Source organism: Micromonospora sp. NPDC049559 (assembly GCF_040676675.1).
GTDB lineage: Bacteria > Actinomycetota > Actinomycetes > Mycobacteriales > Micromonosporaceae > JBFAPK01.
Window position 1 is genome coordinate 11,140 of record NZ_JBFAPK010000002.1, and the last position, 23,551, is coordinate 34,690.

The following is a 23,551-nucleotide window of genomic DNA, read 5'->3' on the forward strand; positions in this document are numbered from 1 at the left end:
CGGCGGGGGCCGGGGCGGAACCGGGGCGTCCGCCGCGCGGTGGAGCCACGGAATCCGCCGCGCGCCGGACTCGCCCGCCGCCGGCCTCGATTAGCGTCGGGAACTCCAGTGATCAGGGAGGTCCGATGCTCAGCGTCTCGGCCGTGAACCGGGCGTTCGGCGACCGGCAGGTACTGCACGACGTGTCGTTCACCATCGCGCCGGGCCGGATGACCGGCTTCGTCGGCGTGAACGGCGCCGGCAAGACCACGACCATGCGCATCATCCTGGGCGTGCTGGCCGCCGACTCCGGCACCGTCACCTGGCACGACCGGCCGCTGACCCGGGCCGACCGGCAGGCGTTCGGGTACATGCCGGAGGAACGCGGCCTCTACCCCAAGATGCGGCTGCGCGAGCAGCTGGTCTACCTGGGCCGCCTGCACGGCATGAGCGCCGCCGACGCCGGACGCAGCTGCGACCTGCTGCTCGACCGGCTCGGCCTCACCGAGCGCGCCGGCGACCTGCTCGACACGCTCTCGCTCGGCAACCAGCAGCGGGCGCAGATCGCCGCCGCGCTCGTGCACGAGCCGAGCGCGCTGGTCCTCGACGAGCCGTTCTCCGGGCTCGACCCGCTCGCCGTCGACGTGATCGTGGCGGTGTTGCGCGAGCAGGCCGCCCGGGGCGTACCGGTCCTCTTCTCCAGCCACCAGCTCGACGTGCTGGAACGGCTCTGCGACGACGTGGTGATCATCGACGGTGGGCGGATCCGCGCCGCCGGCAGCCGGGACGAACTGCGCCGGACCCACGCGGGCCACCGCGTCGAGCTGGTGGTCGAGACCGACGCCGGCTGGCTGCGCGACCTGCCCGGGGTGGAGATCGTCGACCTGGACGGCGCGCGGGCCGTCGTCGAGCTGTCCGGCGCGGCCGACGACCAGTGGGTCCTGCGGCAGGCCCTGGACCGCGAGCCGGTACGGGTCTTCCGCCCCGTCGTACCGTCGCTGGCCGAAATCTTCCGGGAGGTCACCCGATGAGCAGCACCCTGGCGCGTACCGCCGAGACCCGGCTCTGGCCCGCCGCCAGGCTCGTCGCCGGCCGGGAGATGCGGGTCAAGCTGCGGGACAAGACGTTCCTCTTCGGCACCGTCTTCTACCTGGTCTTCACGCTCGGCAGCATCGTCGTGCCGACGCTGCTCGGCGGCGGGCCGGATTCGGTGGCCGTCGCCACGCGGACCGACGCCGGTCGCGCCGCCGCCGACAAGCTGGTCGACACCGGGCACGAGGTCCGCCGGGTTCCCGACGACGCGGCCGCCGAGCGCCTGGTCCGCGACGGCGACGTCGACGCCGCGGTGGTCGGCGACGGCCCGGACGGGGTGAAGGTCCAGGCGATGCGGGAGGCGCCCACCGACGTGGTGGAGGCGCTCAGCGTCCAGCCCGAGGTGCAACTGCTCGACCCGGACGCGATCGACCCGGTGCTCGCCGCCCTGGTGCCGCTCGCGTTCGCCCTGATCTTCCTGCTCACCACCATCACCTTCGGCGTGCAGATCGCGCAGAGCATCACCGAGGAGAAGCAGACCCGGATCGTGGAGATCCTGGTCGCGGCGGTACCGGTCCGCGCCCTGCTGGTCGGGAAGATCCTCGCCAACTCGCTGCTCGCGCTCGGGCAGATCGTGCTCACCGCGCTCGTCGCCGTGGTGGGTACGCAGGTGGCGCACGCCACCACGCTGCTGACCCTGATCGGGCCGGCGATCGGCTGGTTCGTGCCGTTCTTCGTGGTCGGGTTCGTCATGCTCGCCGCCCTTTGGGCGGTGGCCGGGGCGCTGGTCAGCCGGATCGAGGACCTGGCGAGCAGCGCCGGACCGGTACAGCTGCTGGTGATGCTGCCGTTCTTCCTGGTCGCGTTCCTGAGCCAGAACGAGACGGCGCTGACCGTGCTGTCGTACGTGCCCTTCGCGGCGCCCACGGCGATGCCCGTACGGCTCTTCCTCGGCCAGGCCCAGCCGTGGGAGCCGGTGCTGGCGCTGGTGCTGCTGCTCGCCACCGCCGTGGCGTTCCTGCTGGTCGGGGCCCGGCTGTACGAGGGCTCGCTGCTGCGCACCAGCGGCCGGACGAAGCTGGCGGTCGCCTGGCGCCACCGCGCCCGCTGACCCACCACCGCGTCCGCCGGCCCGGCACCCCGGCCGGCGGACGCAATGTTCGCGTGCCGGGGTCAGCCCCGCTCGGGTACCGCCATCTCGCCCAGCTCGGACCAGTCGTCCTGGTCCAGCGTCGTGTTCACGATCCGGGGCGTCTCGGCGAGGTGTCGGGGTAGCGTCTCCTGCGCCGTGCGGAAGTGGTCCGACCCCACGTGCGCCGCGCCCGCCTCGCCGTCGCGGAACGCCTCGACCAGCACGTACTCGGTCGGGTCGTCGAGGCTGCGGGACCAGTCGAACCAGAGGCAGCCGGGCTCGGCGCGGGTCGCCCGGGTGAACTCACCGGCGATCTCGGGCCACTGGTCGGCGTACTCGGGCAGCACTCGGAACTTCGCGGTTATGAAGATCATCGGGCTCTCCACAGGGTTGTTCGGACAGACCGGTGCCCGAGTCTACGAGGTGCCACCGCCGCCCGCCGCCGGGCACGCGGTGCGCGCCCACGGACACCACGGATCCGTCGCCGGACCCCGTGGTGTCCGCCGGGCACCCGGACCGTACCTGATCTAGGCTGGCCACCGGTCCGGCCGCACAGATGGCACGACCAGCGGCGCCTCCTCACGAGAGCGGGACAGCACATGTACGACGCGATGCTGGCGGAGACGGTCACCATCACGGGTGCCGGCGGGGACGAGATCGAGGCATACCTGGCCCGTCCGCTGGGACCGGGCCCGTACGGCTCCGTGGTGGTGATCCACCACATGCCCGGGTACGACGAGCCGACCAAGGAGATCACCCGACGGTTCGCCCGGCAGGGCTACCTGGCGATCTGCCCGAACCTGCACCACCGGGAGGCGCCCGGCGCCAGCCCCGACGACGCGGCCGCCGCCAGCCGGGCCGCCGGTGGCGTACCCGACGAGCGCCTGGTCGGCGACGTGGCCGGCGCCGCCGCGTACCTGCGCGGCCTCAGCTCGGCCAACGGCAAGGTCGGCGTCATCGGCTACTGCTCCGGCGGGCGCCAGGCCTTCCTGGCCGCCTGCTCGCTGCCCCTGGACGCCGCCGTGGACTGCTACGGCGCCTTCGTCGTCGGTACGCCCCCCGAGGGCTCCGGGTTGACGATGACCCCGCTGATCGGCATGACCGACCGGCTCTCCGCCCCGCTGCTCGGGCTCTTCGGCGCCGAGGACCAGTCCCCGTCGCCGGAGCAGACCGCCGAACTGGAGCAGGCCCTGCGGAAGTTCGGCAAGACGTACGAGTTCCACACCTACCCCGACGCCGGACACGCCTTCTTCGCCGTCAACCGGCCCAGCTACCGCCCGCAGGCCGCGAACGAGGGCTGGCAGCGGGTGTTCGACTGGTTCGGTCGGTACCTGAGCGCCTGAGGAGCCCGCGCATGTGCACGTACATCACCGAAAAGATCGAGGTCGACGGCAGCGGCAAGGGGCCGACGGGCTGGTTCTCCGTCACCGACGCCAGCGTCTACGTCGACCACCCGCAGCACGCGCCGCACGAGCACACGGTCAACATCGACTTCCTGAACCCGGGGATCGGACCGTCCGCCCGGGTGGCGCTCGAACTGACCGAGGAGTCGGCGCTCGCCCTGATCGGGGCGATCCAGGCGGCGCTGGCCAGCGCGCCGCCCGGACTGGCCAGCGGTCGCCGCTGACGCCTCACGTCCGCCTCGGCCCACGCCCGCCCTCGGCGCGCCCTGGCCCTCTGCCTGCGGCTGGCCTTCTGCTTGCGCTGGCCCTCTGCTTGCGCTGGTCGGTGGACGCGGTTGGGGGTGGGGCCCACCATGCCCGGCGAATCCCGTCACGCTTGATGTCTCCGCCGGGCACGGTGGGCCCCACCGCGTTGTCGCGGCTTGCGGTCCGCGCGGACCTCGCGGCCCCACCCCACCCGGACGCGCCGCCACGGCGGGTACGCACCCTCGCCGCCCCGCCGGCGGCACGGCGACTGCCGTTGTCCGTGCGCCGGTCACCCGGACGGCGGAACATCGCCCGATCAGCGCTCGCCGGACCGCTACGAGTGCTCACCTGAACAGCAGAGGCGTTATCCGTCACGGGTAGCGCCCCTGGTGTTCAGGTGACGGGCGACCGGTGCACCCTCGGTGCGGCCCCGGTACGGCCGGCGCCGAAGCGACGGCGCGGTCAGCTCCTGACGGCGGTCGGCTCCTAGAGCCAGCGTTGGGCCGCCTCGACGCTGTCGCCGCCGCTGGTGTTGAAGGCGATCGCCGCCGTCGGGGCGTGGCGCCGGATCAGGTTCACGATCTGCTCGAACAGCGGCAGGAGCTGCTCCGGCTTCCGGATGCCGCCCCCGACGACCACGACGTCCCAGGGGCGCGCGGCCAACGCCTCGACGACGACGGGCTCGACCGGGCCGTCGAACGCGATCAGCGTCATGGCCGCGTCGATGCCGTGCTCGCCGAAGCGGGCCAGCTCCGCGTCCAGGGCCGCGCGCAGCGCGGCCGAGTCGATCCCCGGAATCACCCGCGGATCGATACCGACAACAAGCACGGACGCCATCTGATCAACTTACCGAAGTTCCCGCTGTCGATCCGTCGGGCCCTCTTGGCGGATCGATCCGGGACGATCGGTGCTTAGCATGGGGCATGGCGAGACCACGGATCGAACCGGTCGCGTGGCGGCCGATGCGGGCACCCGCGCGGGCGCGACGCCGCCGGGGCGAGCGGGAGATGCCACCGGTACGGCTGATCGCGGTGCCGGGGCCGGGCCCGGAGGACGTGGCGGTGGCCCCCGACGGGCGGGTCTACACCGGGCTCGCCGACGGGCGGTTGTTCCGGGTCGCGCCCGGTGGAGCGGTGGTGGTGGCCGACACCGGCGGCCGGCCCCTCGGCATCGAGGTGGACGGCGACGGCGAGTTGGTGGTCTGCGACGCCGAGCGGGGGCTGTTGCGGGTACACCCTGACAGCGGCCGGGTCGAGACGCTCCTGGCCGCCGGTACGCCGGTCGGCGGCGCACCCCTCCGCCTCTGCAACAACGCGGCGCTCGCGACCGACGGGACCGTCTACTTCACCGACTCCTCCCAACGATTCGCGCTGGAGCACTGGAAGGCCGACCTGATCGAGCACTCCGGTACGGGGCGACTGCTGTGCCGCCGCCCCGACGGGCGTACCGAGGTGGTGCTGACCGGCCTGCACTTCGCCAACGGGGTGGCGCTCTCCCCCGACGAGTCGTACGTGGTGGTGGCCGAGACCGGGGCGTACCGGCTGACCCGCCGGTGGCTGACCGGTACGCGGGCGGGCCGGGTGGACCGTCTGGTCGAGAACCTGCCGGGCTTCCCGGACAACCTCTCCCGCGGCGACGACGGGCTGATCTGGATCGCCATGGCCTCGCCCCGCAACGCCCTGCTGGACCTGCTCGCCCCGCGGGCGCCGGCGTTGCGGCGCGCGCTCTGGGCACTGCCGGCCCGCCTGCAGCCCGATCCGGTGGACACCGTCTGGGTGCAGGCCGTCGACGCCGAGGGTCGCCTGGTGCACGACCTCCAGAGCACCGTACCGGGCTTCTCGATGGTCACCGGCGTACGCGCACACGCCGGCACCGTCTGGCTCGGCAGCCTGACCGCCCACCACGTCGCCGCCTTCGACCTCACCCCACCGCCACCCGGCCCACAGCACTGACCGCGAACTCCCACCGCTGACCCCAGCGGGACCGACGGCTCCCCGAGCGGCAGCGCGACCGCCAAGGCGGCAACCCGTGAGCTGCCAAGCCACCCGCTGGTACGGGCGGGTCAACCGTGCGGTCCCGGCGGCGGCCGACCGGTCAGTGAACGCGACGGTGCGCGCCCGACGGACGCCGGCCCGGCGGGTGGGGCCCGCCGTGCCACGCGAAGACATCAAGCGTGACGGGATTCGCGGGGTACGGCGGGCCCCACCCCCACCCCACGGCCGCACCACCCCCACCCCACGGCCGAAGATCAGACATCCTCGAAGATCGATGACCACCCCACAAAACCCCTGCTCAGCCCCCGAAACTTTCCACACCCCCACACCGAAGCCGGTTTACACATTCGAAAAGCTTCGATATCTTTCCCCTAACTTTTGGTTCGGCGGCCAAAAGTCAACGGAGAGCCAAACTCTGGCGTCTTCGCGGTTGGCGCCCCGCGAGGATCCGCCCCCGGGCACCCGAGGCGTGCCGGGGAAACGATGGGAGATGCGTGCTCGACATGCGATTCCTACGGCGCCGGCCTGCCGCCGGCTCAGCCCGCAACCGCCGCGCCATCGCCACCGCGATGACCGGCCTCCTCTGCCTGTCGCTGCTCGCGGCACCACCCGCGTCCGCCCGCCCACCGGGATCCTTCCCGGCCAAGGCGGCGCCCGCCGCGGTGCAGCGCCCACCGGTACGGGTACTGGTGTTCCACGGCGGCGCGACCGCACCCGACCTGGTCACGGCCGCCGTACAGGCGATCACCCAGGCAGGCCAGCAGGGTAAGACCTGGGAGCGGTTCGACGTCACGGCCAGCGCCGACGCCGGGGTCTTCACCGGCGACAGCCTGGCCCAGTACAACGCGGTCGTCTTCCTCGACGCCGCCGGTGACCTGCTCGACCCCGCCCAGGAGGCGGCGTTCCAGGCGTACGTCCGCGCCGGCGGCGGCTTCGTCGGGGTCGCGGACACGGCCGGGCTGGAGCCCGGGTCGGCCTGGTTCACCCAGCTGATCGGCACCCGGGCCGGTACCAGCCCGACGGACGTGCAGCAGGCCGTGGTGGAGGTCGGTGACCGGGTGCATCCGGCCACCCGGGACCTGCCGATGGAGTGGACCCGCGCCGACACCTGGCCGAACTGGAGCCCGAACCCGTCGGGCGAGGTGCACACGGTCGCCAGCGTGCGGGAGCGCAGCTACCGGCCGGGCACCGGCGCCAACGGCGTGGACCACCCGATCTCCTGGTGCCGCGACTACGACGGCGGCCGGTCCTTCTACACCGGGATGGGCCACACCGCAGCCGGGTACGCCGAGCCGGCGCTCCGCGCCCACCTGCGCGGCGCGCTGCTCTGGACCACCCGGCTGGTGCAGGCCGACTGCAAGGCCACCATCGTCGCCAACTACAAGGCCGAGCGGCTCACCCAGCCGAACCAGAACGGCCAGCTCGACCAGATCGGCGAGCCGCACGGGCTCGCCATCGCCGGCGACGGCCGGGTCTTCTACATCGGACGGGGTGGCCCGATGACCGGCGGGCCCGCGCCGATCACCGACTGGAACAACCCGAACATCGGGCTCGGCGCCGGCACCATCCACGTCTGGCATCCCGGCACGAAGCGGGTCAGCCAGGTCGCCACGCTGGACGTCTTCGGCAACAAGGGCGGCGGCGGGGAGCTGGTCAAGTCGGAGGAGGGGCTGCTCGGCATCGCCCTGGACCCGAAGTTCCTGACCAACGGCTGGATCTACCTGCACTACACCCCGCACTCTCGGATCAACCGCGAGACCCACATGGGCGAGCGGCGGGTCTCCCGGTTCACGCTCGACCACGCCACCAACCGGCTGGACCTGGCCTCGGAGAAGGTGCTGCTCAGCTGGTCGATGCAGATCCACAGCTGCTGCCACGTCGGCGGTGACATGGCCTTCGACTCGAAGGGCAACCTCTACGTGGCCACCGGCGACACCAACTCGTCGGGCTTCAGCGACGGCTACTCGGGCAACAACCCGCAGCCCAACTTCCAGGGCGTCTCGTTCGCGGACGCGCGCCGTACGGCCGGCAACACCAACGACCTGAACGGCAAGATCCTGCGGATCCACCCGAACGACGACGGGACGTACGCGGTCCCGGAGGGGAACCTCTTCCCCGAGGAGGGGCCGAACGCGGCGAAGACCCGGCCGGAGATCTACGTGATGGGGATGCGCAACCCGTCGCGCCTCTGGGTGGACCAGAAGACCGACCAGCTCTATGTCGGCTGGGTCGGGCCGGACGCGAACGCGCCGAGCATGACCTGGGGTCCGGCCAAGTACGACCAGTTCGCGGTGATCACCAAGGCGGGCAACCACGGTTGGCCGTACTGCATGGGCAACAAGCAGCCGTACCGGGACCGCGGGCTGGCCGACCCGACGCAGCCGCTCGGCTGGTACGACTGCGACAACCTGAAGAACACCTCGCCGAACAACACCGGCCTGGTGGACCTGCCGCCGGCCCGGGGCAACAACATCTGGTACTCGCCGCAGGGCGGCGCGCCGGACTACCCCCGCTACTCCGACGGCGTGCCCACGTACCGGGCGGAGGACCAGCGGTTCCTGCTGCCGTGGCTGACCGGCGGCGGCCAGGCCGCGATGAACGGCCCGGTCTACCGGTACGACGAGACGAGCACCAGCCAGGCGAAGTGGCCCCGGTACTGGGACGGCAAGTGGTTCGTCGGGGACTTCTACAACGAGAACCAGCCCCGGCACGCCGTACTGATGGATCCGGCCACCGCGCCGCAGGGCGGCCTGCCGGTGCACGCCGACAACCTCAAGCGGATCGTGCCGGCGGGCAACGACGCGATCCGGCACCTGATGGGCTGGCGGTTCGGCCCGGACGGGGCGCTGTACGTGCTGAACTACGGCGACGGATTCTTCAACGCCGACGCGCGCTCCGCGCTGTGGCGGGTCAGCTACGTCGGCGGCGACCCGACGCCCGCCCCGGACGAGTTGGTGCCCGGCGTGCCGGGCTACCGGGCCAGCGAGACCATCCTCGGTACGTCGCGGAACTCGTTCGCGGCCTGGCAGCAGGTCGGCGCGGGCGGCTTCACCCGCAACCAGGACGGCTCCATCACCAGCCGGGCCGAGCCGGGGCTGGGCATGCTCTGGTACCCGGTGCGGGCCTACGGGAACTTCTCGCTGAAGCTGCGCTGGCGGGACGACGCCCCGGGCACCGGCCGGGCCAACAGCGGCGTCTTCGTCCGCTTCCCCTGGGTGCACGGCAATCCGAACGATTCCCGCCCCGAATGGGTGGCGATCAAATACGGACACGAGCTACAGATCTTCGACCGCCCCGACGGGGACCAGTACAAGACCGGGTCGGTCTACGGCTTCGACCTGATAGACCTGGCCGGGGCCCAGGTGACACCGAAGGGGACCTGGAACGACTACGAGATCCGGGTGGTCGGGCAGCACTACTCGGTGTTCCGCAACGGTCGCTTGATCAACGAGTACGACAACGTACCGGACGCGGTCTTCACCCCACCCCGGGCGGACGACCCCGGCGGGGCCGGGCGGCAGTACGCCAGCGGGTTCATCGGGTTGCAGAACCACAGCGCCGAAGACGTGATCAGTTTCCGCGACATCCGGATCCGGCCGCTCTGAGGTCGGCGGGCGCGGTTCTCCGCGCCCACCAGCGGCACCCGCGCGCCGCCGGGACTCCCCGCGGGTCCCGGCGGCGCCCAGGCAACCGTGAGAGGGACATCCATGCACACCATCCCCCCGTTTTCCGTGCCGAACCGCCGCCGCCGACCGGTTCCACCCGCACGCCACCGCCCCGCCGGCGGGCCGCACCTGCGGCGGCTCGCGGCGGGACTCGCGCTGCTGCTGACGGCGACCCTGGCGCCCGTACCGGCCGCGGCGGCTGCCGCGCCGGGGTCCCGGCCGGCCTCGGCCCTGGCCGGACCCGGTCCGCTGCCGGCGACCGAGCCGCGGGGCGGCGCCGCGTCGCAACCGCAGGCGCAGGTGCTGACCTGGACCGCCGGCAACGACTACACCCACTACACCTCGGCGCCGGCGACGGCGGTGGCCGGCCCGACCACCATCGTCTTCGAGAACAGCGCGGCGACCGGCAACACCACCGGGATGCAGCACACGCTCACCTTCGTCACGGGCGATCCGGCGTACAACAGCGACGCCAACGTGAACATCCTGGCCGACCCGTACGACAGCAGCGGCGGGCGGCACCAGGTGGACGTGGTGCTGACGCCGGGGCGGTACCGCTACTTCTGCGCGATCCCCGGGCACGGCAGCATGTACGGCATCCTGGAGGTGACCGACGGCGGTGGTGACACCACCCCGCCGACGGTCTCCGCCCAGGTCACGGGCGAGCGCAACGGCGACGGCGACTACGTCGGCGCCGCGACCGTCACGCTCACGGCCAGCGACAGCGGATCCGGGGTGCAGCGGATCGAGTACTCGCTGGACGGCCAGGCGTACGGCACGTACTCGGCGCCCGTGTCGGTGACCGCGACGGGCGACCACACGGTCAACTACCGGGCCACGGACGCGGCCGGCAACACCTCCACCGTGGGGACGGCCACCTTCACGGTGGTCGCGCCGTCCGGCGAGGACACCACCCCGCCCACCGTCACCGCCCAGGTCACCGGCGAGCGCAACGGCGACGGGGACTACCTGGGCAGCGCCACCGTCACCCTCACCGCCACCGACAGCGAATCCGGCGTCGAACGGGTCGAGTACTCCCTCGACGGCGCCGCGTACGCGGCCTACACCGCGCCCGTCACGGTGACCGCGACCGGCGCGCACACGGTGGACTACCGGGCCACCGACGCGGCCGGCAACACGGCGCCGGCGCAGGCCGTCGCCTTCACCGTGGTCGCGCCGTCCGGCGAGGACACCACGCCGCCCACCGTCACCGCCCAGGTCACCGGCGAGCGCAACGGCGACGGCGAGTACCTGGGCAGCGCCACCGTCACCCTCACCGCCACCGACGACGAGTCCGGCGTCGAGCACGTCGAGTACTCCCTCGACGGCGCCGCCTACGCCCACTACGCCGCCCCGGTGGTGGTGGAGCAGGCCGGCGACCACACGGTGAGCTACCGGGCCACGGACCGGGCCGGCAACACCTCCACGGTCGGCACGGCGACGTTCACGGTGCTCGCCGGGTCGGGCGGGGACACCACCCCGCCCACCGTCACCGCCCAGGTCACCGGCGAGCGCGACGGCGAGGACTACGTCGGTACCGCCACGGTCACCCTCACCGCCACCGACACCGGCTCCGGCGTCGCGCGGGTCGAGTACTCCCTCGACGGCGCCGCGTACGCGGCCTACACCGCGCCCGTCACGGTGACCGCGACCGGCGCGCACACGCTGGGCTACCGGGCCACCGACCGGGCCGGCAACACCTCCACGGTCGGCACGGCGACGTTCCGGGTGGTCGCGCCGCCCGCCGAGGACCGGACCCCGCCGGTGGTGACCGCTCAGGTGTCGGGGCAGCGCAATCCGGACGGGGCGTACCAGGGCGCCGCCACGGTGACCCTGGCGGCCACCGACGACGGCTCCGGCGTCGACCGGATCGAGTACTCCCTCGACGGGGCCGCGTACGCGGCGTACACCGCGCCGGTGACGGTGAACCAGGTCGGCGCGCACGCGGTGAACTACCGGGCCACGGACCTCGCCGGCAACACCTCGGCCGTGGGGACGACCAGCTTCACGGTGGTCGCGCCCCCCGGCGGCGACACCACCGCGCCCGTGGTCACCGCCGCGCTCTCCGGCCTGCCGGACGCCGACGGGGTCTACCTGGGCAGCGCGACCGTGACCCTGACGGCCACCGACGCCGAGTCCGCCGTGGCCCGGGTGGAGTACGCGCTCGACGGCGCCGCGTACGCCCGGTACTCCGCACCGGTGACCGTCAACCGGCCCGGCGAGCACACGCTCAGCTACCGGGCCACCGACGCGGCCGGCAACACCTCCGGCACCGGATCGGTCACCTTCCGGGTCGCCGGCAGCGGCTCGGATCCGCAGTGCCCGGTCGCCGACACCCGGCGCGACGTCTGGTTCGGCACGGTCAACAGCAAGGTCGCCAACCGGGTCGTCGAGCGTACGTGCACCATCAACAACCTGGTCGAGGACGAGCGGGAGTGGTCCAGCCAGGACGAGTTCGTGGCGCACGTCCAGTTCGTCGTGGACGACCTGCGCTACCGCCGGGTGGTCACGAAGAAGGAGCAGTCCCGGCTGATCATGATGGCCGGCCGCTCGGGCGTGGGCATGCCCGACACCCAGAACGGCTACCAGGCCATCCTCGACGGCTCGCAGAAGTCGTTCGCCCGCTGGCAGCAGGTGGGCGAGGGCGGCTTCACGCTGAACCCGGACGGCTCGATCACCAGCCGGGCCGAGGGCGGCATGGGGATGCTCTGGTATCCGGTGAAGGCGTACGGGAACTTCTCGCTGAAGCTGCGCTGGCGCGACGACGCGCCGGGCACCGGCCGGGCCAACAGCGGCGTCTTCGTCCGCTTCCCCTGGGTGCACGACCACCCGGACGAGTCGCGCCCGGAGTGGGTGGCGATCAAGTACGGACACGAGCTGCAGATCTACGACAAGGTCGACGGCGACCAGTACAAGACCGGATCGGTCTACGGCTTCGACCGGGTCGACCTGGCCGGGGCGTACCAGACCCCGAAGGGGACCTGGAACAACTACGAGATCCGGGTCATGGGGCAGCGGTACTCGATCTTCCGGGACGGCCGTCTGATCAACGAGTACCTGAACCTGCCGGGCAACGCCTTCTCGCCTCCGCGCGCGGGCGACCCGGGCACGTCGGGGCGGCAGCACGGCACCGGGTACGTCGGGCTGCAGAACCACGGCGCCGGGGACGTGATCAGCTTCCGCGACGTACGGATCTCGCCGCTGCCGGCCTGCGAGGACGGCACGACGACCTGCACCTGCTGCTGACCGAGGGAGGTCCACCATGGAGGCAACGCCGCAGTCGTCGCCGCCGGCACCGCGCCGGCCACGGTCGTGGCGGGCGTACCTGCTCGTCGAGGCGGTCCTGCTCGCCGTCCTCGTGGGCAGCGGCGGGCTGGCGTCGGCCGCCGGGGTGCTGACGGCCGCGCCCGAGCAGCCGGAGGGCTGCCAGCGCCCGGACCGCACCATGCAGCTGTACGCGATGGAGCTGCCCCGGGATCCGGAGACCGGGCAGATCCGCCTCGGCTACGGCACGAGCGCGGAGAGCGCCTCGTACCCGGGGCCGACGATCGAGATGGTCGAGGGCGAGTGCCTGGCGATCACGTTGCACAACGAGGTCCCGGCCACCACCCTGGCCCAGCTGCGTACCGACCCGAACCACCCGCTCGGCGTGTCGCTGCACGTGCACGGCGTGAAGTACACCCAGCAGTCCGACGGTACGGTGCACAGCGGTTCGTTCGTGCCGTCGGGCCAGTCGCGCACCTACCTCTGGTACGCCCAGAAGCGGAACCCGGAGGCCGGCACGCCCGGTACGGCCGGCTACTGGTGGTACCACGACCACGTGGTCGGCAACGCGCACGGCACCCAGGGCCTCAACTCGGGGCTCTTCGGTGGCGTGGTGGTACGCCGTCCGGGCGACCCGAGGCCGGACCGGACGTACGTGTCGGTCTTCGGGGACCGGCAGACCATCAACCTGCGGCGCGGCGCGGCCGCCGACACGTGCGACCCGTACAACCCGCAGCCCGGCCCGACCTGCCTGGTGGCGCGCAAGGGCGAGCGGGTGGAGTTCATCGTGATCGGCATCGGCAACGACATGCACACGTGGCACCTGCACGGGCACTCCTGGGCCGACACCCGCACGGGCGTGCTCACCGGGGAGGGCGCGGCCGTCGACAACACACCGATCATCGACAACCGCACCCTGGGGCCGGGCGACTCGTTCGGGCTCCAGGTGATCGCCGGTGACTCGGTCGGTCCGGGGCACTGGATGCTGCACTGCCACATGCAGTTCCACTCGGACGCCGGGATGTCCACCATGCTGCACGTGCTGGACGAGAACGGTCAGATGCCGCCCGGCCACGGCCACCACTGAGCCACGACCAGGCGGAGCGGTCGGTTCGACGGCGCGGGTGCCCGGATCGGGTATCCGCGCCGGTCGGCCCATTGACCCGGGACCACGGCTCGCTTAACTTCATCGAATTGAAAGGTGTCTTTACAGATAGGGCTCACTACCCCGGGAGCATGGATGCGATACCGATCCGCCCGCACCTTCGCCGCCCTGGCCGCCACGGTCGCGGTACTGCTCACCGCCGCCCCCGCGACGGGGGCGAGCGCACAGCCCGGCCCGGCCGGTCACGGTACCTCCCTCCGCAAGGTCGGCTACTTCACCCAGTGGGGCATCTACGCCCGCGCCTTCACCGTGAAAAAGCTGGAGACCTCCGGCGCCGCCGACCAGCTCACCCACGTCAACTACGCCTTCGGCAACGTCTCGGCAGACGGTCGCTGCTACCTCGACGGCGGCCCGGGCGAGGGCGATCCGTGGGCCGACTACCAGCGCCCGGTCCCCGCCGAGGAGAGCGTCGACGGGGTCGCCGACCAGCCCGGCCAGGCGCTGGCCGGCAACTTCCACCAGCTGGCCAAACTGAAGGCCCGGCACCCGGACCTCAAGGTGCTCATCTCGCTGGGCGGCTGGAGCTGGTCGACCTACTTCTCGAACGCGGCCCTCACCGACGCCTCGCGCAAGGCGTTCGTCGCCTCCTGCATCGACCTGTACCTCAGGGGCAACCTGCCGGCGGCCGGCGGCAGCGGCGGGCCGGGCGCGGCGGCCGGCGTCTTCGACGGCATCGACCTGGACTGGGAGTGGCCGAACTGGCCCGGCGACGTCGACAACGTGACCCGGGAGGCGGACCGGGAGAACTTCACCAAGCTCCTCGCGGAGTTCCGCCGCCAGCTCGACGCGTACGGTCGCCAGGCGCGCCGGCACTACGAGCTGACCGCCTTCCTGCCGGCCAACCCGGCGGCCATGGACGCCGGCTACGAGGGCCGGAAGATCTTCAAGTACCTCGACTTCGCCACCGTCCAGGGGTACGACTTCCACGGCGGCTGGGACGCGGTCACCAACCAGCAGTCGGCGCTGCGGGTGCCGGCCGGCGCCCCCGACGACCCGGACTTCTCGGTGGAGGTGGCGGTCGGCGGATGGCTGGACCGGGGCGCGCCCCGGGACAAGCTGGTGCTCGGCATCCCCTACTACGGTCGCGGCTGGACCGGCGTCACGGGCGGCGGGAACGGGCTGTTCCGGCCCGCTGCGGCCCCGGCACCGGCCACGTACGAGGCCGGATACGAGGACTACAAGCTGCTCAAGGAGTTGCCCGGCAAGGGCTTCACGCTGCACCGGGACCTGCGCGCCGGGCACGCGTGGCTCTTCGACGGGACCACCCTGTGGACGTACGACGATCCCGTGGTGGTGCTGCAGAAGGCGCTCTGGATCCGGCAGCAGCGGCTCGGCGGGGCGATGATCTGGTCGCTGGACGGCGACGACGACAACGCCACGCTGAGCAGGACCATCGGCCTCGGCCTGCGGACCCGCTGACCTCCGGCGCCCCGGCCGTCGCGCCCTCGCCTGACCTGTCGCGCCCCCGCCCGGCTCCCCGGGCGGGGGCGCCCGTCTCGTCGCGGCCCGCCCGCCGGTACGACGTCTCAGGGCGGGGCGGGCCGCCCGCGGCGGATGCCGAAGGCGTCGGCGCAGTGCCGCACCAGGCGGTGCAGGGCGGCGCTCTCCGTGGCGCTCCAGACCAGGGCCAGCAGGGCCCGGTCGGTGACGTCCGCGACCGCGACGGCGGTGAGGCGGTCGGCGTACTGGCCGGCCATGGACTCGCTGAGCACGGCGACGCCGAGCCCGCGGGCGGCCAGGTCGGCGATGGCGTCGGCGGCGCTCGCCCGCAGGGCGATGGCCGGCTGGAGGCGTTGCGCGGCGCAGGCGCGGTCGAGGACGGTACGGATGCCGGTCCCCTCGGGCATGCAGACGATCGGGTGCTCGGTGACCTCCGCGAGGGTCGCGGTCTCCCGCTTCGCCAGTACGTGGCCCGGCGGTACCAGCGCGACGAGCCGCTCGCTGACGATCGTGAGGGCGTTCAGGCCGGCGGGGGCGGGATCGGCGGTACCGACGAGCGCGAGGTCGAGCGCGCCGGAGCGGACCCCCTCGACCAGCCGCTCGGAGTTCTCCTCGACCAGCGTGACCTCGACGCCGGGATGCGCGCGGTGGAACGCGGCGAGCGCCTCGAAGAGCGGGGTCACCGTGCAGCCGATGATCATCCCGACGGTGAGGTGCCCCCGGATGAGGCCGGTCACCTCGCCGACGGCCTGCCGGACGGCGCCGGCCGCGGCGAGCGCGGCCCGGGCGGGTTCGAGCGCGGCGACGCCGGCCGCGGTGAGGGTCGCGGTACGGGTGGAGCGGTCGATCAGGGCGGCGCCCAGTTCGCGTTCGAGCTGCCGGATCTGCGCGCTGACGCCCGACTGACTGATCCGGACGCGCTCGGCGGCCCGGGTGAAGTTCGCCTCCTCCGCGACCGCGACGAAGTACTCCAGCTGCCTGAGTTCCATAACCAGTAATTCTAGATGCCAGCAGAACAAGCTGTTGGACTTCTGGTAGCGGGCCGCAGATGCTTGAACGGCGAATGCGACGCGGACGCGAACGCAATCGGACGCACGCGGAAGAGCCGCGGACGCGCGCGGAAGAGCCGCGGACGCGGGAGGGGCGCGGGGCGCGAGCGACCGCGTCGGCGAGACCACGAAAGGATCATGATGTCGGACCACGAGAAGGCCATGACGCCCGAGGAGATCACCCGGCTCTTCGTACGGCGCTCCAACGCGGGGGACGCCGAGGGCGTCGCCGCGCTGTACGAGGAGGACGCCGTGCTGGCGTACCCGCCGGGGAGCGTGACGGTGGGCCGGGCGGCGATCCGGGCACTCTGGGAGAAGGTCCTGGCGAACCGGCCGCACTTCGAGCCGGAGGAGTCGCTGCCCACGCTGGTCAGCGGCGACCTCGCGCTCACCTCGACCCCACCGAGGGACGGCGCCGGGGCGCGGGCGCAGGTCGTCCGCCGGCAGCCGGACGGCTCCTGGCTGCGGGTGCTCGACCAGCCGGAGTTCACCCGGCCGGCGAAGCCGTGAGGCGGGCGGGGCCGCTCAGCCCTTGCGCCCGCTGGTGACGATCCCCTCGACGAAGTGCCGCTGCGCCAGGAAGAACAGGATGATCATCGGGATGGTGGCGATCACGCTGCCGGCGAGGACGACCTCCCACTGCTGCTCGCCGCCGTACCCGAACCGGTCGAGCACCACCTTGAGCCCGCGCGGCAGGGTGTAGAGCTCCTCGCGGCGCAGGTAGATCAGCGGTTTGACCAGGTCGGTCCAGCTCGCCTTGAACTCGAAGACGAAGGCCACCAGCAGCGCCGGCCGGATCAGCGGGAAGGCGATCCGCCAGAACAGCTGGGGATAGCCGGCCCCGTCGACCCGGGCTGCCTCGAAGTACTCGCGCGGTACGGAGAGCAGGAACTGTCGCAGCAGGAAGATGTAGAAGGCCGAGCCGAAGAGGTTGCCCGCCCAGAGCGGTACCTGGGTGTCCACCAGCCGCAGGTGCGACCAGACCAGGTACGTCGGGATCATCGTCACCGCGAACGGCAGCATCATCGTCGCCAGCACCAGCCCGAAGAGCAGGTCGCGCCCGGGAAAGCGGAAGTACGCGAAGCCGAAGGCGACCCAGGCGCTGGAGAGCGTCACCGCCAGCGCGGCGGCCACGCCCACCGTGACGCTGTTGAACAGCCAGGTCAACAGCGGCACCGCCTGCCACGCCGTACGGTAGTTCTCCGGTTGGAACGGCACGGGCAGGAAGCCGGTCGTGAAGACGTACTCGCGGGGCCGCAGCGAGGCGGCGACCAGCCAGGCGAACGGCGCCAGGAAGACCACGGCGGCCAGCACCAGCGCGACCAGCACCGGCAGCCGGCGCCACCGCGACGGCCGGTGCGGCCGGCGCCGGGCCGGCGCGGTCGCCGCCGGTGTCGTGTCGCGGCGGGCCGGCACGTCGGCCGGCGGGGTCAGGGCCGCGGTCACCGCTGCTCCCCCTCGTAGTAGACGAACCGGTTGCCGAGTTTGAGCTGCACCACGGTGACCGCCATGACCACCAGGAAGAGCAGCCAGGCCAGCGCCGAGGCGTAGCCCATGTGCAGGAACTGGAACGCCTGCTGGAAGAGGTAGATGACGTAGAACGTCGCCGCGTCGGCGCTGAAGGAGTTCTGCGTCTGGCGGTTGCCGAAGTACATCGTGTAGACCTCGGTGAACATCTGCAGCGCCGAGATGGTGTTGACGATCATGGTGAAGAAGAGCGCGCCCGAGATCATCGGCAGCGTGACCCGGCGGAACCGCTGCCACGCCGACGCCCCGTCCACCGTCGCCGCCTCGTAGAGTTCGGGCGGCACGTTCTGCAACGCGGCCAGGTAGATGACCACGGTCGAGCCGAGGCTCCAGAGGCTCATCAGCACGATCCCCGGCATCATCCAGTCCGGGTCCGTGGTCCAGCTCGGACCGTCGAGGCCGACCAGCCCCAGCGCCCGGTTGACCAGCCCGTCCTGCGTGTTCAACAGCAGCAGGAAGAGCACCCCGACCGCGACCGCGGGCGTCATCACCGGCAGGTAGAAGACGGTACGGAAGAAGCCCCGCAGCCGGCGGACCCGGGTGAGCAGCATGGCCAGGCCGAGCGAGACGGCCATCACCAGCGGTACGTGCAGCAGGGCGAAGTAGACCGTGTTGCCCAGGCTGCGCAGCACCATCGGGTCGGCGACGAGCCGGCGGTAGTTGTCGAGCCCGGTGAAGCGCGGCGCGTTGACCACGTCGTAGTCGGTGAGGCTCAGCCAGGCGCTGGCGATCATCGGGCCGGCGGAGAAGGCGAGGAAGCCGACGATCCAGGGCGCCAGGAAGACGTACGCCCAGCGGGTCTCCTGCCGGGTCAGCGCCGAGGCCCGCCGCCGGCGCGGCGCGGTAGCCGGGCCGGGGGCGGCGGGTGGCGCCGCCCCCGGGCCGGTGTGGGTGGTGGTGGTCATCGCCCGGGCCTACCGCGACGCCTGGTCGAGCGCGGCGCTCGCCTCGCGCTGCGCCCGGGCCAGGGCCGCCTCCGGATCGCTCTGTCCGGCCAGTACCCGGTTCACCGCGTCGGTCCAGGCCTTGTCGAACTCGGCGCCGGCGGGCGAGGCGGGCATCGAGAAGCCGGCGTCCTGGACGGAGAGGATCGTCTGTACGGCGTCGTCGAAGCGCTTGTTGCCGCTGGGCCGGTAGACCTCGGCGAAGATCTGCCGGTCGGCCGCGACGTTGCCGGTGTAGAGCCCGGTGAAGGGCTGGTGCTGGGCCTGGCGGGCGGCCAGCCGCGCCTTCGCGGCGGCGACCCAGGTTGCGGCGGCGGTCATCGACTTGACGAAGGCGCAGGCGGCGTCCGGGTGCTTGGCCCCCTTCGGGATCACCCAGGCCATCCCGGAGGCGTAGGTCAGCGGGTGGCCCTGCCGGTCCACGAAGGGCTTGACCACCAGTTCGGCGTTCGGGGTGTTCTTCGCCGCGACGTTGAGGAACCAGTCCTCCATCGGCCAGACCGCGATCTGGTCACGCGCGAGCGGGTTCTCCGCGCCGAAGAAGTCGAAGGTGTCCCGGAACGACTTGAACTTCCCCCAGCCGCCCTGGTCCTGGATCAGCCGTACGCCCGCGCGCAGCGCCTCCAGGACCCGGGGGTCGGTCAGCTGGGCGGTACGGCCGTCCGCGGAGAGCAGGTCGGCGCCGTTGGCCCGGGCCCACATCGGCAGGAACTCGGGGATCTTGGGGTCGACGCCGATCCGGGTGAGCTTCCCGCCGGAGACGGCGGCCAGTCGGGCGTTCAGCGCGGCGAGCCCCGCCCAGTCGCCGAGGTCGACGTCGGCGGCGGTCAGGCCCGCCCGCCGGAGCACCGCCTCGTTGAGGTAGACGACCCGGACGCTGTAGAACTCGGGGATGCCGTAGAGCGTGCCGTCGAGGGTGAGCTGCTGGCGCGCGTCCGGCCGGTACTGGCCCAGGTCGATGCCCTGGTCCCGGACGCAGTCGGTCATCGGTACGACCGACCCGCGCTTGGCGTACGTGCCGACGAGCTTGCGGTCGAGGTAGACCAGGTCCGGCGGATTGCCGGAGGCGACCGCGGAGAGGAACTGCTGCTCGTCGAAGCTCCCCTCCGTGATGGTCAGCTTCACGTCGGGATGCTCCCGCTTGAACAGGTCGACGCGGGTGGTGGCGATCTCGTCGGGCAGGCTGAAGCCCATGGTGGTCAGCGCGCTGTCGCCCGCGGCACCGGAGTCCCGACCCCCGCCGCCGATCCCCCCGCACCCGGCGACCGCGAGCGCCAGTGCCGCCACGACCGCGGTACCGGCAGTCCTTCGCAGCATTCGTCCTCCCCGTGCCGAAGGCCCCCGCGCCGCGCGCGGAGGCTTCCCGTGACAAAGTGATCCGCTACTTCCCATCCCGCCGGTCGGTTCAAACTCGCAGTTCAGACGCGGGTCGCCCGACTCGGAGACCGGCGGCGGGGCTCGGGATAACGCGAACCGCGGCGGATTCGCCCCGCCGGGTCCGGGCCCGGTGGAGCGGGGGTCCGCCGGGCGGCCGGCGGACCGGCGGGCGTACGGGCAGGTCACGGCCGTGAGAGCGCGTTCCGGTACGGCCGCTGCCGGGGCGCGGATATAGCCATTTGTCGTTACTTCGGGATTGCCGACGCGTGTCGACGAGATTTCCACGCCGGCCGCCGACCACCATTGCTGCCGCCGACAACAAATATCCTGGCCAGGGCACTTGTCCGGGGCCTGGCCGTCACGAACGCGTGTCGCCGTAACAGAAACGTGACCCCTCCGTCGTCTTGACAGAGATGTAGACGGTGATGAGTCTCTACCTGAGAGCGCTCTCCAACCGATCGGGACGCCGGCGGCCGCCGGCGTCCCGGTCCCCCAGGCTGCCGGCATCGCCGCTCTCCCCCGTGCGGCGCGGCCCGCAGCGTCTCACCCCCAGGGAGTTGCCATGCCATCCCGCACACACCGGGCGGTCCGCCGCCGCAGATCCCGCTATCTCGTCGCCCTCGCCGCCGCGGTGATCACACTGCTCGGCGGCTACGCGGTGACCACCACCACCGCCGCCAGCGCCGCCCCCACGCTGCTCTCGCAGGGCCGGCCGGCGACGGCCTCCTCCACCGAGAACGCCGGCACTCCCGCCTCGGCCGCCGTCGACGGCAACACCGGCACCCGCTGGTCCAGCACCGCCAGCGACCCGCAGTGGCTCCAGGTCGACCTCGGCGCCACGGCCTCGGTCAGCCAGGTGGTGCTCAACTGGGAGGCCGCCTACGCCCGCGCCTTCCAGGTCCAGGTCTCCACCGACGCCACCAACTGGACCAGCGTCTACAGCACCACCACCGGCACCGGCGGCACCCAGACCCTCGACGTCACCGGCACGGGCCGCTACGTACGGGTCTACGGCACCGCCCGGGGCACCGGCTACGGCTACTCGCTCTGGGAGTTCCAGGTCTACGGCACCATCGGCGGTACCGCGGGCTGCGGCAGCGGCAACGCGGCCCAGGGACGCCCGGCCACCGCCTCGTCGGTCCAGGACGCGGGCTTCCCCGCCTCGGCCGCCGTCGACGGCAACACCGGCACCCGCTGGTCCAGCGCCGCCAGCGACCCGCAGTGGTTGCAGGTCGACCTCGGCTCGGCGCAGCAGATCTGCCAGGTCGTGCTGACCTGGGAGGCCGCCTACGCCCGCGCCTTCCAGGTCCAGGTCTCCACCGACGCCGCCAACTGGACCAGCGTCTACAGCACCACCACCGGCACCGGCGGCACCCAGACCCTCGACGTCAGCGGCACCGGCCGCTACGTACGGGTCTACGGCACCGCCCGGGGCACCGGCTACGGCTACTCGCTCTGGGAGTTCGCCGTCCGTACCGGCGGCGGCGGACCGACCACCACCCCGACCGCCACGCCGACCACCACCCCCACCGGGACGCCCCCGCCGGGCGGCGGTGACCTCGGCCCGAACGTCAAGGTCTTCGACCCGTCGATGTCGAGCGCCTCGATCCAGAGCCAGTTGGACGCCATCTTCAACCAGCAGGAGCGCAGCCAGTTCGGTACGGCCCGCTACCAGCTGCTCTTCAAGCCGGGCACGTACAACAACATCCACGCCCAGATCGGCTTCTACACCTCGATCTCCGGACTGGGTCTCTCCCCCGACAACGTCACCATCAACGGCGACGTCACCGTCGACGCGGGCTGGTTCAACGGCAACGCCACCCAGAACTTCTGGCGCTCGGCGGAGAACCTCTCGATCAACCCGTCGGCCGGCTTCACCCGCTGGGCCGTCTCCCAGGCCGCGCCGTTCCGGCGGATGCACATCCGGGGCAACCTGAACCTCGCCCCGGCCAGCTACGGCTGGGCCAGCGGCGGCTACATCTCCGACAGCAAGGTCGACGGCCAGGTCCAGTCGTACTCGCAGCAGCAGTGGATCTCCCGGGACAGCCAGTACGGCAGCTGGGACGGCTCGGTCTGGAACATGGTCTTCTCGGGGGTGGCGGGCGCGCCGCCGCAGCACTTCCCGAACCCCTCGCACACCGTGCTCAACACCAGCCCGGTGACCCGGGAGAAGCCGTTCCTCTACGTCGACTCCGGTGGCGCCTACCGGGTCTTCGTACCGGCGCTGCGCACCAACTCGTCGGGCGCCACCTGGACCGGCGGCAGCACGGCCGGCACCTCGATCCCGCTCAGCCAGTTCTACGTGGCCAAGCCGGGTGACTCGGTGGCGACCATCAACAACGCGCTCGCCCAGGGCCTGCACCTGCTCTTCACCCCGGGCATCTACCACGTCAACCAGACCATCAACGTGACCCGCGCCAACACGGTCGTGCTCGGGCTGGGCTACGCGACGCTGATCCCGGACAACGGCGTGATCCCGATGACCGTGGCGGACGTCGACGGCGTGAAGCTGGCCGGCCTGCTCTTCGACGCCGGCCCGGTCAACTCGCCGCTGCTGCTGCGGGTCGGGCCGGACGGCTCGGCCGGTACCAGCCACGCGGCCAACCCCACCTCGATCCAGGACGTCTTCTTCCGGATCGGCGGCGGCGGCGTGGGCAAGGCCACCACCAGCGTGGTGGTGAACAGCAGCAACACGATCATCGACCACATCTGGGCGTGGCGCGGCGACCACGACACCGGGGTCGGCTGGGACGTCAACACGGCCGACACCGGCCTGATCGTCAACGGCAACAACGTGACCGCGTACGGCCTCTTCGTCGAGCACTACCAGAAGTACCAGCTGATCTGGAACGGTCAGGGTGGCCGGACGATCTTCTTCCAGAACGAGATGCCGTACGACCCGCCGAACCAGGCCGCCTGGATGAACGGCAGCACCAACGGCTACGCGGCGTACAAGGTGGCGAACTCGGTCACCAGCCACGAGGCGTGGGGCGTCGGCAGCTACTGCTACTTCAACGTCAACCCGAGCGTCAACGCGACCCGGGCGTTCGAGGTGCCGGACACCTCCGGCGTCCGCTTCCACGGCCTGCTCGCCGTCTCGCTCGGCGGCAACGGCACCATCACCCACGTCATCAACAACACCGGCGGGCCGGCGCAGGGCACCGCCACCATCCCGGCCTACGTCAACAACTACCCGTAGGCCCGCACCGTACCGACGGTCGGGACCACACCCACGGTGGCGGCACCGCTCGCGGTGCCGCCACCGGCGCGTCCCGAGCCGGCGATCCGGCGGCATGGGGGCGGTGGCGCGGGCCGGCCGCCGAAGTCCGCCCGG

At 72.1% G+C, this 23,551-nt stretch carries 17 protein-coding genes; 11 read left to right on the forward strand and 6 right to left on the reverse strand.

Annotated elements, in window-relative coordinates; genetic code table 11:
- Positions 1–125 precede the first annotated feature (125 nt).
- A complete protein-coding gene (locus AB0J86_RS03170; protein WP_363851704.1) occupies positions 126–1,010 on the forward strand; it encodes an ATP-binding cassette domain-containing protein in 885 nt (294 codons plus the stop codon).
- On the forward strand, positions 1,007–2,122 hold the full coding sequence (locus AB0J86_RS03175) for an ABC transporter permease (RefSeq protein WP_363851706.1): 1,116 nt from the start codon (positions 1,007–1,009) through the stop codon (positions 2,120–2,122). The genes AB0J86_RS03170 and AB0J86_RS03175 overlap by 4 nt, the downstream gene beginning before the upstream one ends.
- A 62-nt stretch (positions 2,123–2,184) precedes the next feature.
- Here AB0J86_RS03175 and AB0J86_RS03180 read toward each other — a convergent pair whose 3' ends face one another.
- Entirely contained in the window at positions 2,185–2,517 is a 333-nt protein-coding gene (locus AB0J86_RS03180) for a putative quinol monooxygenase (RefSeq protein WP_363851709.1), read from the reverse strand.
- A 225-nt stretch (positions 2,518–2,742) separates the two neighbouring features.
- Here AB0J86_RS03180 and AB0J86_RS03185 point away from each other — a divergent pair, with 225 nt between their 5' ends.
- On the forward strand, positions 2,743–3,486 hold the full coding sequence (locus tag AB0J86_RS03185) for a dienelactone hydrolase family protein (protein WP_363851712.1): 744 nt from the start codon (positions 2,743–2,745) through the stop codon (positions 3,484–3,486).
- Between the two features lie 11 nt (positions 3,487–3,497).
- Positions 3,498–3,770 (forward strand): DUF6295 family protein, encoded by a 273-nt coding sequence (locus AB0J86_RS03190; RefSeq protein ID WP_363851715.1) that lies wholly within the window; start codon positions 3,498–3,500, stop codon positions 3,768–3,770.
- 508 nt (positions 3,771–4,278) lie between these two features.
- Here AB0J86_RS03190 and AB0J86_RS03195 read toward each other — a convergent pair.
- Positions 4,279–4,629 carry a hypothetical protein gene (locus AB0J86_RS03195; protein WP_363851717.1) on the reverse strand — a complete coding sequence of 117 codons (351 nt, stop codon included), beginning with the start codon at positions 4,627–4,629 and terminating at the stop codon, positions 4,279–4,281.
- Positions 4,630–4,715: 86 nt separating this feature from the next.
- Here AB0J86_RS03195 and AB0J86_RS03200 point away from each other — a divergent pair, with 86 nt between their 5' ends.
- From AB0J86_RS03200 to AB0J86_RS03220, 5 genes are all read left to right on the forward strand, one after another.
- A complete protein-coding gene (locus AB0J86_RS03200) occupies positions 4,716–5,744 on the forward strand; it encodes an SMP-30/gluconolactonase/LRE family protein (RefSeq protein ID WP_363851720.1) in 1,029 nt (342 codons plus the stop codon).
- A 611-nt stretch (positions 5,745–6,355) separates the two neighbouring features.
- On the forward strand, positions 6,356–9,391 hold the full coding sequence (locus AB0J86_RS03205; RefSeq protein WP_363851723.1) for a ThuA domain-containing protein: 3,036 nt from the start codon (positions 6,356–6,358) through the stop codon (positions 9,389–9,391).
- Between the two features lie 126 nt (positions 9,392–9,517).
- Positions 9,518–12,697 carry a family 16 glycoside hydrolase gene (locus AB0J86_RS03210; RefSeq protein WP_363851726.1) on the forward strand — a complete coding sequence of 1,060 codons (3,180 nt, stop codon included), beginning with the start codon at positions 9,518–9,520 and terminating at the stop codon, positions 12,695–12,697.
- 16 nt (positions 12,698–12,713) lie between these two features.
- Entirely contained in the window at positions 12,714–13,802 is a 1,089-nt protein-coding gene (locus AB0J86_RS03215) for a multicopper oxidase domain-containing protein (protein ID WP_363851729.1), read from the forward strand.
- Between the two features lie 153 nt (positions 13,803–13,955).
- On the forward strand, positions 13,956–15,299 hold the full coding sequence (locus AB0J86_RS03220; RefSeq protein WP_363851732.1) for a glycoside hydrolase family 18 protein: 1,344 nt from the start codon (positions 13,956–13,958) through the stop codon (positions 15,297–15,299).
- A 107-nt stretch (positions 15,300–15,406) separates the two neighbouring features.
- Here the strand turns inward: AB0J86_RS03220 and AB0J86_RS03225 are convergent, their stop codons facing one another.
- Positions 15,407–16,309, reverse strand: a complete 903-nt coding sequence (locus AB0J86_RS03225) for a LysR family transcriptional regulator (protein WP_363851735.1) — start codon at positions 16,307–16,309, stop codon at positions 15,407–15,409.
- A 222-nt stretch (positions 16,310–16,531) separates the two neighbouring features.
- On the opposite strand from AB0J86_RS03225, the gene AB0J86_RS03230 reads away from it, so the two are divergent.
- A complete protein-coding gene (locus tag AB0J86_RS03230) occupies positions 16,532–16,879 on the forward strand; it encodes a nuclear transport factor 2 family protein (RefSeq protein WP_363853015.1) in 348 nt (115 codons plus the stop codon).
- A gap of 15 nt (positions 16,880–16,894) precedes the next feature.
- Here the strand turns inward: AB0J86_RS03230 and AB0J86_RS03235 are convergent, their stop codons facing one another.
- From AB0J86_RS03235 to AB0J86_RS03245, 3 genes are read right to left on the reverse strand one after another with little or no spacing between them, the layout of a single operon-like run.
- Positions 16,895–17,815 (reverse strand): carbohydrate ABC transporter permease, encoded by a 921-nt coding sequence (locus tag AB0J86_RS03235; RefSeq protein WP_363851738.1) that lies wholly within the window; start codon positions 17,813–17,815, stop codon positions 16,895–16,897.
- On the reverse strand, positions 17,812–18,801 hold the full coding sequence (locus AB0J86_RS03240) for a sugar ABC transporter permease (RefSeq protein ID WP_363851741.1): 990 nt from the start codon (positions 18,799–18,801) through the stop codon (positions 17,812–17,814). The genes AB0J86_RS03235 and AB0J86_RS03240 overlap by 4 nt, the downstream gene beginning before the upstream one ends.
- Positions 18,802–18,810: 9 nt before the next feature.
- Positions 18,811–20,157: an extracellular solute-binding protein gene (locus tag AB0J86_RS03245; protein ID WP_363851743.1), complete on the reverse strand. Its 1,347-nt coding sequence runs from the start codon at positions 20,155–20,157 to the stop codon at positions 18,811–18,813.
- 622 nt (positions 20,158–20,779) lie between these two features.
- Here AB0J86_RS03245 and AB0J86_RS03250 point away from each other — a divergent pair.
- Positions 20,780–23,416 carry a discoidin domain-containing protein gene (locus tag AB0J86_RS03250; RefSeq protein ID WP_363851746.1) on the forward strand — a complete coding sequence of 879 codons (2,637 nt, stop codon included), beginning with the start codon at positions 20,780–20,782 and terminating at the stop codon, positions 23,414–23,416.
- Positions 23,417–23,551 lie beyond the last annotated feature (135 nt).